Genomic DNA, 10,655 nt, shown 5'->3' with positions numbered 1-10,655 from the left:
GGTTTACCAGTCCGTTGAAGCAGCAACTCCGGGAAGTGATTCTCGGAAGCTCCCGTCTACGGCCCGTCAGGGCTTAGCGGGAGAGGATGTCACTTCACCAGCCCTTCCCCACCGGGGTGTTGGTTGGGGTAGTCCCCCGCCGGGAACTTTTCGCCAGGGTGATAGGGTGTGGCCCAGAGGTGGTGGGCCAAATACCCCGCCCGTCGATACAGCCAGGAGTCGGGGTGGGCCAGGAGCTGGACATTTTCTCCTGGGATCAACTTGTAGGCCACCGGCTGCCCCAGGCGATTGTGGCGGTTGGGGTTGACAATCTTCCAGTAGCGCCCCCGCAAGGGATCCACCGTTTGCTTAGCTTCCTGCTCGGTTTTGAGCAGGGTGGAGCGGGCGCGGAAGGCGTTTCCGTAGGGGTTATCCGGCCCCGGCGGCAGCGGCTCGGCATGCACTTCGTAGAGGGAGTTGCCCGGCCCATCCACCGCCATGTCCAGGCGAACGGTGAAAAAGTGCTGGTGGTTGAGACCAGAGAGCTGCGGCGCCACCAAGACGCCAAACTCCGGCTCCTCCCCCGGCAGGGTGGCGCAGGTGTTGATAATGCCGGTGAGCTTGGCCTCGAACTCCAGGGTGCCATCCTGGTAAAAGTACCAGAAAAAGCCGTAGTCGTAGTTGCCGATGGTGGTAAAGAAAGAGAGCACCAGCCGCCGCGAGCGCCGCACCTGGGCTCGCTCCGTGCGCCAGTCGGTGTGCTTCCAGAGCACGCCGAAGTCTTCTTCGTGCATGCAGATGGCGTTTTTGAGGAGCATGGGCTCGCCGCTGTTGCTGGGCAGCCAGGCATCGAAGTAGTAGATCTCTCCCAAGCAGTCGCAGCCCAGCTGCAGGGAATTGGCCTGCATGCCAATGCCGTATTCCCCCACATCAAAGGCATTTTTGCGACAGTGGGGATCTCGCGGATCCCCGTAGGGCACCACCATCTCGGCTACCGAGGCGCGGTAGAGAATTGGGCGAAGGCGGCCTTGATCCTCGTAGCTCACCTGGTGGAGGACGAGCCCCTCTCGCGGGTTAAAGCTGATGCGCAGATCCCACTTCTGCCAGCGGATGTGGTGGCCGTCCACCTGGAAGCTCACCCCTTGGGGCTGAGTGATTTCTAGTGGCTTCAAGTCTTGGCGAAAATCTTTGAAAAACAGCTCGTCGAAGTTACCGGACTCCGGCGGCAAGGGCCACAGACCCCGATCCTCCACCTTGACAACTTGCATGCGGTTGAGGTCAATCCAGGGGTAGAGCCCCTCGATGGGGCGGGCATAGCCGTTGTCGCAAGGGGAAGTACGTAGGAAACAAAAGCCTCGCACCAGCCGCCGCCCTTCTTCTTCCGGGATCCCAAAGTAGCCCACCGTCCAGTAGTCCACCATCACCAAATCCACATCGGCAATGCCTCGGCGCTGCAAAGCCGCTAAAAACTGGGGATCCTCCTTGAGCAGGCGGTCGCAGGCGTACACCTCATCATCCAACAGGGGGGGCTGCACGCCCGGAATGAGCTGCCAAGAGCGCACCTGCTGTGTTGACAGAGAGACCACGGCTTCGTAGGTGTTGCCACTGGCCGGATCCAACAGCACCACGAAAGCCTGCCGATCCCACGGCTGCCCCGGCTGCCAAGTTTCCATCCAAGGCCGATCCGGCTCGTGTAGCTGGATGGTTACAAAGCGCCCCTGAGAACTGAGGGGCCGTTGCCGGCGCAGGATCTGCACCACCTGCCGCATTTCCTCGGCGCTAAGGGGATCCAAGGGGTGGCCTTGGGACAATGAAGCCTGGCCAAGCAAAGCAGATTCACTCGACTGGCTATGTCGATCCAAACTGGGAGAAACTTTACAAACCACAGCAATAACCTTGAATTCTTCGGTTGGAAAATGATTGAGTTGAGCTAGGAAAAAATAGGGAGAAGTCTGCTGAGAAAGGTCAAAGGGATCCCTTCGCTCGCCATGCCGCGGGCCAGCCCATCAACCCAACTCAGAGAATCCAGAAAACCTAACAGCAGGCTAAACAGACTATCCTGTTGCCATCGCCAACATCGGGCAACTTTGCAAGAGATACCCGGGGAAAGGAAAACTTAAGCCAAAGCCCAAGGAAGTGAAGACAACCTCGGCCCTGCTAATTGTCCAGATCTAGCAATCTTCTGTTTCCCCGTCCGCTAACCAAATGAAGAGGGCAACGGCACCTTGAGAAGCCGCGCCAGGGCGAACAGGAAACCGTCAACCCATCGGGAAAATCTGAATGCAGGTCTTACTACAGATAAACCCAAACTCGAGAGCAAGAGAAGTTTTCTGTGATTAAACGTCAGGCTTAACGTTGCACAGGAAAGCATAAAAAAGAAGAAACGCTTCACGCAGGCTAAGGGCAAGCTCACACCGAGAAGGCACAACCCAACGTCGACCTCTCCCGAAAACGCAAAAATGTCTCGAAACCTGCCCCAACCCTACCTGCCAGGGGGATCCCACCACTTGGGATCCGAAATGCAACTGACGATACTATAGCAGAGGCACCCCCCTTTCCCACAAGCCCGGCCCAAAGCCTCCCGGTCGCATCAGCAGGGTGTGACCCTAGGCCTTCTCCCCGTGAAGTTGAAGTCCAGCTCAAGTTGAAGGTTTGGTGTCGGAGAACACATATCTAAGAGTTACCCTGGAGCCATGCTTAAGGTTAGGAATTTCTAACAGATAGTAGGATCTCCCAGGTTCTCTGATCGAAGAAAATTGTCCACAATGAGGCAGGGCTCATAGAATCTGGTGAGGGAGATGGCTTCAACTCGATACCGCCTGGTGCCGGTGCGGCCAGGAGACGGCAGCTTTTATCCAGAGCATCTCTATTTGGCTCTGGAAGCCACCCAACTGGGCTACTGGCAACTGGATCTGCGCAGCGGGGAGCTGAGCAGTTCGCCTCAGTGCAAGGCCAAATACGGACGGGATCCCGGCGAGGAGTTCACCCTGGAGATGTTTTTTGAGCGGGTTCACCCGGAAGATCGCCCAAGGGTGAAGGAAGCTTTGCAGTCGGCGGGGCGCAGGGCGACGGAGGGGGATCCCAACTTTGCCGTCGAGTACCGTGCCTGCTTAGCCAACGGACAGGTGCGCTGGTACCTCTCCCAGGGCATTGTGCTCTTGGGGCCGGAAGGGGATCCCAGCCATGTTGTCGGGGTGACCCTGGATATCAGCGAGCGCAAGCAACTAGAGGCCACCTTGGCCGAGCGAGAGCGCCACTATCGCCAGCTCCTGGAAGCCCTGCCCGACATGCTGCTTCGTCTGGATCGCCAGGGCCGCTGTCTGGAGTTCAAGCCGCCCAGCCATTTTTCTGTCCCCCATCCCCCTGCCTACTACCTGGGCAAAACTCCTGAAGAGCTGTTTCCTGATACCGGTTGCACCGGTGGGGCGGAACCCATAGCCCAAGCCATTCGCGAGCATCTGGAGCTGGCCTTGGCAACCCGGCAAGCTCAAGAGATCGAATACCCCTGCCCAGAGGGATCCCCTCAGCCCCAATATCGGCAGGCTCGCATCGTCCCCTATGAGGAAGATCAAGTCCTGATGATCATTAGAAACATCACCCCTCGTAAGCAAGCCGAGCTGAAGCTGCAGCGGCAATTGCAGCGAGAAAGGCTGTTCAGCCAGCTCATTCAGGCCATCAACGCCTCGCTCGACTTGCCCACCCTGTTTGATGTGGCAGTCCGGGAAGTGAGGGCAGTGTTACAGGCAGCACGGGTTACCCTTTACCAGTACCTGCCGGCTGAGGCTGTATGGTTAGGTGTTGCCAGCTACGTCCAATCGCCTGATCTGCCCACTGCCCTTCACCTGCACATCCCGGATAGTCCAGACATTGTGGCCATCCAATACTTGAAGCAGCTGCAAGTTTTTCATGCGCCGGATCCCGAGCAAGTTTTGGATCCCTTTGCTATCCATGAAAAGCGAGAATACCACCTGGGCCCTTGGTTGGTGATCCCAGTGGCTTGCCAGGGAAAAGTGTGGGGTGCCCTGGCCCTGCGGCGCCTGATCTCAGATCCGGATTGGCAAACCGACGAGATCGAGCTGGCCAAGGCTATCGGGGAGCACCTGGCGGTGGCCATTCAGCAGGCAGAGCTTTATCAAAAGCTGCAGCAGGCCAATGCTGAATTGGATTACCAAGTGCGGGTGCGCAATGCAGAGCTCGAACAAGCTTACAACGACGAAGCGCTACTCCAGCTCATCACCGAAGAAATTCGCTCCACTTTGGATGAACAAAAAATCTTGGAAACGGTAGCCCGAGAACTGGCCCTGAGCTTGAACCTATCCAACTGCACCATTGCCCTTCATGACCCAGAGCGGCAGGTCAGCGTTTTGGCGGTGGACTATTTGGCCGGAGAAGGGATCCGGCGCTTCCCCCTGGAGGTTTCGTTTGCGGATTTCACCCATGTGCTTCGTCAGCTCCAGCGCGGACAGCTTTGCCACTTCAGCAATCTCCATCACCCCTGCTGGCCTAACCATGACCGCTGTACCCTGATCGTCGCCCCCATCTGTGAAAAAAGGGATCTGGCAGGGCAAGACGAGGAACTGCTTGTTTTGGGGAATATTTGTGGATCCCGTCCACCGGGGCAGATATTTACCGAGCGGGAACAACGGCTTATCCAACGGGTAGCCGGCCAATGCGCCCTTGCCATTCGCCAAGCACGTCTTTATCAAACGATCCAGCGTCAGGTGCAACAGTTGCAGGAGCTCAACCAACTCAAAGATGAGTTTCTGCACATGGTCTCCCACGAAATGCGCACACCTCTCACCAACATGAAGCTGGCCATTGGGTTTTTATCCAAAGCCAACCTAACCGAGCGGGAAAGGCGCTACTTGCAGATTTTGGAGATGGAGACCAACCGCGAGCTGGACTTGATCAACGAGCTCTTGGAATTGCAAGCTATTGAAGCCGGAAATAGGGATCTCAAGCTGACCTGGTTATCTCCTCAAGAGTGGATCCCCAATCTTTCCGAGCCCTTCCGGCTGCGAGCTGCCCAACAGGGCCAACAGTTCCAGGTGGAATGGGATCCCGACCTTTGGCCCCTCTGCACGGATGAGAGCCTCTTGTCGCGGGTGGTCAGCGAGCTTTTAAACAATGCGTGTAAGTACACCCCCACTGGGGAAAGCATCTATTTAAGTGTGAGCCAGGCTAACTCCAATGGCCGTCCCGGCTGGCTGATCACGGTGCGCAATACAGGGGCGGAAATTCCTGCAGAAGCGTTGCCCCGCCTTTTTGAAAAGTTCTATCGCCTCCCCCAGTTGGATTGCCGCAACGCCGGGGGAACGGGCCTGGGCCTGGCGTTGGCCAAAAAGGCTATGGAGATCTTGGAGGGATCCCTGACGGTGGCAAGTCACTCTGGCCAAGTCATCTTTCGAGTGTGGTGCCCCTCTCAAAGTCGAACGCCACAAGCCGGGATCCCAGGCGAATCCACCTAGCGCCTTGCGCAGGACTCGAACCTGCAACCATCGACTTAGAAGGTCGGTGCTCTATCCATTGAGCTAGCAAGGCAAGCTGCAGAGCCATTATATCCTTGGAGGAGTTTCCTCTCTGAGGTCGGCTACGCGGCTTAACCCGCTCTCTTAATGCCCCCCAAGGAGCTTCGTTTGGGGATCCCAGTCGCTAAAGTTATCATGACAAGGTCTTGGTTTGGAGAACCGGGATCTCGATGTCATCGCCTCGCGATCCTAGCTCAGTCGAGGAAAAGAAGGCTGCTCGCGGCTGGGGGTCGGAAAACCCTCCCGGCCTGGAATCTCTCTCTCCGCCGGCCAGGCGCCTGTTGCGCCTCTACCATGGCGGCAGCTTCCTCTTTCTGGGCCTGTTGTGGCTGCTGGTCGGGATCCCCAGCCTTTGGGCGCTGCGGGCAGATATTGTTCGCCTGTGGAACCATTTCACCTGGACAGGCCTGCGCTATGCCCTATTTTACCGGCCCGGCTGGCCCACCTTTGGTTTGCTGCTTTGCGTCAGCTTCACGCTGGGGATCTTGATCGCCCAAAGCCGCTACGAGCTGTTTGGGCTCTATCCTATTGAGCGCTTGATGCTGGAGCGCCAGTCCCGCTGGATTTTGTCTTTGCCCGCCTGGCATCCGCTGCGGCGCTGGCTGGCGCGCACTTAAATGCGCGGAATTTCCCACCGTATAGACGGTGGGAAGGGATAGAGCATAATGAGTTTTCGTCTGTAAACTACCCGGCTCCGACCGCCCCCCCTTCCCCCCCAACCCCCCGTATACGGGGGGCAGGGGGGCGGGGGGATAGGGGGGGTTCCTGCGGTTTCTAGCTGAAAATCTGGAGGTGTTCCGTCCAGGGATCCTCATCCTTGGCCGGGAGGGCAATACGGCAGAGCTAGTGTTCGATGGTCGGGATCGCCGCTTCCCTGGCGGGGTTGCTGGCCGAGGTTCTCCGCGAGCAGCAGGTGCTTTAGGCGTTCGCTCGGCCCGGATCCCTTCAGCGCCGTCTGGAGCAGTGACGTAGCAACCAACTGGCAGCGGCCCGATCGCCTTCATCCCAGGCCAGTCGCTCCACGGCCACCATCACCATCGAGGTAATCACAGCCTCGCTCAGGTGGCGGGAACGCAAGCGCTGCACGGCTGAGGTGGCGGCCTCTAGGTCGCGTCTGCGGATTGCACGCAGCAGCTCATCGGACATAGACAAGGCCAACTCGCCCCACTACCTTTCTACCGCAGGAGCCAGAACCTCCCCTTCTCCTTCACCTTCTTGTCAGATAACGCAAAAGTTTGTCTGGCTTCCCCAAAATCTCTTAAAGAACATCGGCGAAATTGTTGGAGAAATCGTTACACTTTCTTCGCCTCTGGCGTACACTACCCGGCTCCGACCGCCCCCCTTCCCCCCCAACCCCCCGTATACGGGGGGCAGGGGGGCGGGGGGATCTAGGGAGGTACAGGGCGGGGCTCCTGCGCTTTCTAGCTGATCATCTGCCATAATTACAAGAGCGGGATGTAGCGCAGCTTGGTAGCGCATCTGCTTTGGGAGCAGAGGGCCGCAGGTTCAAATCCTGTCATCCCGATGGGGCCGGTAGGGGAAGCGCTAGGGGTCTCCGGGCGCTCGGCCAAACTGGTGGCAGGAACCTCAGCAGGCCAGATCCCATCCCAGGCAAGCTTGCATCACCTGGCCCAAGAGGTATAGGGATCCACAGATAACCGCGGGCGGCTCGTCGAGGTCAGCCGGCTGCTGCAGTTGGGCTTGTAAAGCGGCAAGATCCGGCAGCGCCTGGACAGAGCGAAGATGGGGCTGCAAGATCTGGGCCAGGTGGGCCAGTTCTTGCGGATGGGTTCCGGCGTGGCCGAAGAGGGGCAGGGCGAAGAAGCGATCCCCCGGCCGCATCAGGGTGGCGAGCATGCCCTTGACGTCTTTGGTGGTGAGAATGCCCATATACCAGGTGAGGGGGCCGGGCTGGTGCTCATCTAGGTAGCGGCGCAGCGCCTGGGCGGCGGGCAAGTTGTGGGCCCCATCCAGCAGCAGCTGGCGGGAGCCAATTTGCACCCACTGTAGGCGACCCGGCCAACGGGTGAGGGCAAATCCTTTCTCGACAGCGACATCTGGGATCCGCCAACCCTGTTCCTGCAGGGTCTCCACAACGGCCAGAGCTACCGCCCCATTGATCAGTTGCACCTCACCGGCAAGAGGCAGGGTAAGCACCTGATCCCGCCAGCAGACAGTCTGAGGACCGGCCCAGTGCAGGGGCTCCACCACCCGCAGGGGGCTGCCCGTCTGCTCGGCTCTAGCCCGGATCACGGCCATCACCTCAGGGGGTTGGGGCGCGCACACAGTCGGGATCCCCGGCTTGAGAATGCCGGCTTTTTCAAAGGCAATTTGCGCCAGGCTGTTGCCCAGACGCTGCCAATGATCCCAGCCGATGGAGGTAATGGCGGTCACTACCGGCTCGATGCCGGCGTTGGTGGCATCCAGCCGCCCCCCCAGCCCCACTTCCATCACGGCAATGTCCACCTTCTGCTGCCGAAAGTACAGCCAGGCAGCGGCGGTAATGGCCTCGAACTGGGTGGGGGAAGCCTCGCCTGGAGCGTAGGTCTGCAGGCAATCTCGCACTTGGGCCAACACCCGGCTCCAGTCGCCTGGCGAAATGTACTCGCCGCTCAGCCAGATCCGCTCCCGCCAATTGACCAGGTGGGGAGAGGTGTAGCGACCGACGCGATAGCCCGCCGCCCACAGCGCGTGGCTGACCCAGGCGCAGACGGATCCCTTGCCGTTGGTGCCGGCCACGTGGATGGCTGGGATCCCGGCTTGGGGCTGGCCCAGGCGCTGCAGCAAAACCTGCATGCGATCCAGGCTGAGGTCGACGCCAAAGTGGCCTAGCGACTCCAGAAACCCCGGCCAATCCCAGGTTGAGATCCCACCCGTCGGCGGCAAGTGATTCGGACTCAAGCGTTCACCTCAACTCAAGATATCCCCACCAACCCCAGCAAAGAGATTGCCCTCCCCTCTGCTCAGGCCGGTTGCGCACTTCCCCAGTGGCGGCAGAAGCCGTCAAAGGTTCACCACAAAAGCATCGCGAATACCCGGCTGCTTCAACACCTCTTCGATGATCCCATCTGGCAGAGGATCGTCGAGGCTGAGCACCATCACCGCATCGCCGCGGATGATCTTGCGCCCCACCTGCATGCTGGCGATATTGACGTTGTAGGCCCCCAGCAGGGTGCCGATGCGGCCGATGATCCCCGGCATATCCCGGTGCAGGGTCATCAGCATGTTGGCGGAGGGGGGCACATTCACCGGGAACTCGTCGATCTGGGTGATGCGCACCTCCCGCTCCCCGATCAGCGCCCCCGAAACAGAACGCACCCCGTTGGGGCCGTGGGCAATCAACGTCAGGGATCCGGAGTAATCCTTCAAAGAGGGATCTCGCGTCTCCACCACGCGAATGCCTCGTTCCTTGGCCTCGATGGAAGCATTGACGTAGTTGACGCGCTCCCGCAGAGCCAGCGTCAAAAGCCCCTTGAGCGCGGCGATGACGATCGGCTGGCCATCTTTTTCCGCAAGGGATCCCTGGAGGCGGATCTCCAACTGGCTCACCCGATCCCCCGCCAACTGGCCCACTAAGTTGCCCAAAGTTTCCGCCAAGTCCAGGTAGGGCTTGAGGCTTTGCAGCACCTCCGCCTGCAGGCCAGGGATGTTCACGGCAGAACGGGCAGGCAGCCCCAACAACACATCGCGGATCTGCTCGGCTACGTCGATGGCTACGTTGACCTGCGCCTCCTCGGTAGAGGCCCCCAGGTGAGGTGTCAGCAGGATCTCCTTGCCCAAGGAAAGGAGAGGTGAGTCTTTGCTGAGGGGCTCGTCGGCAAAGACGTCCAGGGCCGCCCCCGCAATTTGGCCGGACTTGAGAGCTTCATAAAGGGCTTGCTCGTCCACCAAGCCGCCGCGGGCACAGTTGATCAGGCGGGCGGTCGGCTTCATCATGCGGAAGGTCTCAGCGTTGAACAGGTTAGTGGTCTCAGGGGTCTTGGGGACATGCAGGGTGATGTAGTCTGACTCCTGCACCAAGGTTTTGAAATCCACTAGGCGCACCCCCAGTTGCTCCGCCCGCTCCATCGAAAGGTAGGGATCGTAGGCCAAAAGCCGCATCCCCATCGCCTTGGCAATCTGGGCCACATGGGATCCAATGCGACCCAATCCCACAATCCCCAGCGTTTTTTTGTAGACTTCTACCCCGACAAACTCCTGCCGCTTCCATTGGCCCGCTTTCAGAGAGGCATTGGCATCGGCGATGTGGCGGGAGAGGGCCATCATCAGAGCGATGGCGTGCTCGGCGGCAGCAATCGTATTGCCCTCAGGGGAGTTGACCACCAGGATCCCAGCTTTGGTGGCGGCAGCCACGTCGATGTTGTCCACGCCCACCCCCGCCCGACCGATGATTTTCAAGTTCGTCCCCGCCTCGATCACCTCGCGGGTGACCCGCGTGCCGGAGCGCACCATGATGGCGTCGTAGTTGGGAATGACCGCGATCAACTGCTCCGGCGTAAGGTCGGTTTGCACATCCACCTGGGCCACTTGGGAGAGGATGTCGATCCCCGCCTGATCGATGGGATCCGTGACGATAACTCTGGGCATAAGCGACGATAGCCTAATCGGATGTAGGGCAACAGAAGCAGAAGAGCCAATACTGCAAGCTAGGCTGGATCCCAGCCACCCTGTTGACCCAACCTCAGCCGGCACCCTTTAATCTACCGCGAAAGTCCGCCGGCACGCGCAAGACCCGCAGCTCCCAAAGAGCAAAAGTCCCAGTCTCCTGAGCTCCGGCGGAGATGGGGCGCTCACGGGCGGGATCCCACAAGAGCCAGGTACTTGCCGTCAATTAAAAAGATGCCATTGGCAAACTGCACACTGTAGGTGCCCAACAGCCGCCGCTGCAAGATCACCCCTTGTTCGTGCAGCCGAATCAAATGGGCGGGGCGCAACATCGGCATCGGGTCAGCCGTTTTCAAGTAAGGAGGCATCTCTACCACCTCAACCCTCGCCCCCACCGGCAGCAAATCTTGAGCTTCAGACATGACCCCACAAGCATCGACGCTACACAACAAAAGGATAGCTTGGTAGCCCCGCACTTGAGTGCAGGGCGGAAAAGCCCGCTAGCCACTTTAGTCGCTTACCCATGATGGGGGTCGTTGATAT

At 59.4% G+C, this 10,655-nt stretch carries 7 protein-coding genes and 2 tRNA genes; 3 read left to right on the top strand and 6 right to left on the bottom strand.

Annotated elements, in window-relative coordinates; translation table 11 throughout:
- Window positions 1-89: 89 nt before the first annotated feature.
- Window positions 90-1,790: a primary-amine oxidase gene (locus ACVWXC_RS12850; RefSeq protein WP_457393154.1), complete on the bottom strand. Its 1,701-nt coding sequence runs from the start codon at window positions 1,788-1,790 to the stop codon at window positions 90-92.
- Window positions 1,791-2,777: 987 nt separating this feature from the next.
- Between ACVWXC_RS12850 and ACVWXC_RS12845 the strand changes: the two genes are divergently transcribed.
- Window positions 2,778-5,447 (top strand): sensor histidine kinase, encoded by a 2,670-nt coding sequence (locus tag ACVWXC_RS12845; RefSeq protein ID WP_457393151.1) that lies wholly within the window; start codon window positions 2,778-2,780, stop codon window positions 5,445-5,447.
- Here ACVWXC_RS12845 and ACVWXC_RS12840 read toward each other — a convergent pair.
- Window positions 5,448-5,520: transfer RNA gene (locus ACVWXC_RS12840), tRNA-Arg, on the bottom strand.
- A gap of 157 nt (window positions 5,521-5,677) precedes the next feature.
- On the opposite strand from ACVWXC_RS12840, the gene ACVWXC_RS12835 reads away from it, so the two are divergent.
- A complete protein-coding gene (locus ACVWXC_RS12835) occupies window positions 5,678-6,124 on the top strand; it encodes a hypothetical protein (RefSeq protein ID WP_011430201.1) in 447 nt (148 codons plus the stop codon).
- A 328-nt stretch (window positions 6,125-6,452) separates the two neighbouring features.
- Here ACVWXC_RS12835 and ACVWXC_RS12830 read toward each other — a convergent pair whose 3' ends face one another.
- Entirely contained in the window at window positions 6,453-6,653 is a 201-nt protein-coding gene (locus tag ACVWXC_RS12830; protein WP_041438291.1) for a hypothetical protein, read from the bottom strand.
- 305 nt (window positions 6,654-6,958) lie between these two features.
- Between ACVWXC_RS12830 and ACVWXC_RS12825 the strand changes: the two genes are divergently transcribed.
- Window positions 6,959-7,032: transfer RNA gene (locus tag ACVWXC_RS12825), tRNA-Pro, on the top strand.
- Window positions 7,033-7,094: 62 nt separating this feature from the next.
- On the opposite strand, the gene ACVWXC_RS12820 is transcribed toward ACVWXC_RS12825, so the two are convergent.
- From ACVWXC_RS12820 to ACVWXC_RS12810, 3 genes are all read right to left on the bottom strand, one after another.
- Window positions 7,095-8,408: a bifunctional folylpolyglutamate synthase/dihydrofolate synthase gene (locus ACVWXC_RS12820; protein ID WP_414391004.1), complete on the bottom strand. Its 1,314-nt coding sequence runs from the start codon at window positions 8,406-8,408 to the stop codon at window positions 7,095-7,097.
- A 102-nt stretch (window positions 8,409-8,510) separates the two neighbouring features.
- Window positions 8,511-10,094: a phosphoglycerate dehydrogenase gene (gene serA / locus ACVWXC_RS12815; protein ID WP_099812151.1), complete on the bottom strand. Its 1,584-nt coding sequence runs from the start codon at window positions 10,092-10,094 to the stop codon at window positions 8,511-8,513.
- A gap of 203 nt (window positions 10,095-10,297) precedes the next feature.
- Window positions 10,298-10,534, bottom strand: coding sequence for a DUF3148 domain-containing protein (locus tag ACVWXC_RS12810; protein WP_041438293.1), 237 nt, complete (start codon window positions 10,532-10,534; stop codon window positions 10,298-10,300).
- Window positions 10,535-10,655: the final 121 nt, after the last annotated feature.

It is taken from the genome of Thermostichus sp. OS-CIW-20, assembly GCF_054061455.1.
Note: the sequence above shows the minus strand (reverse complement) of the source record. Positions and strands in the feature narration are given on the sequence as shown.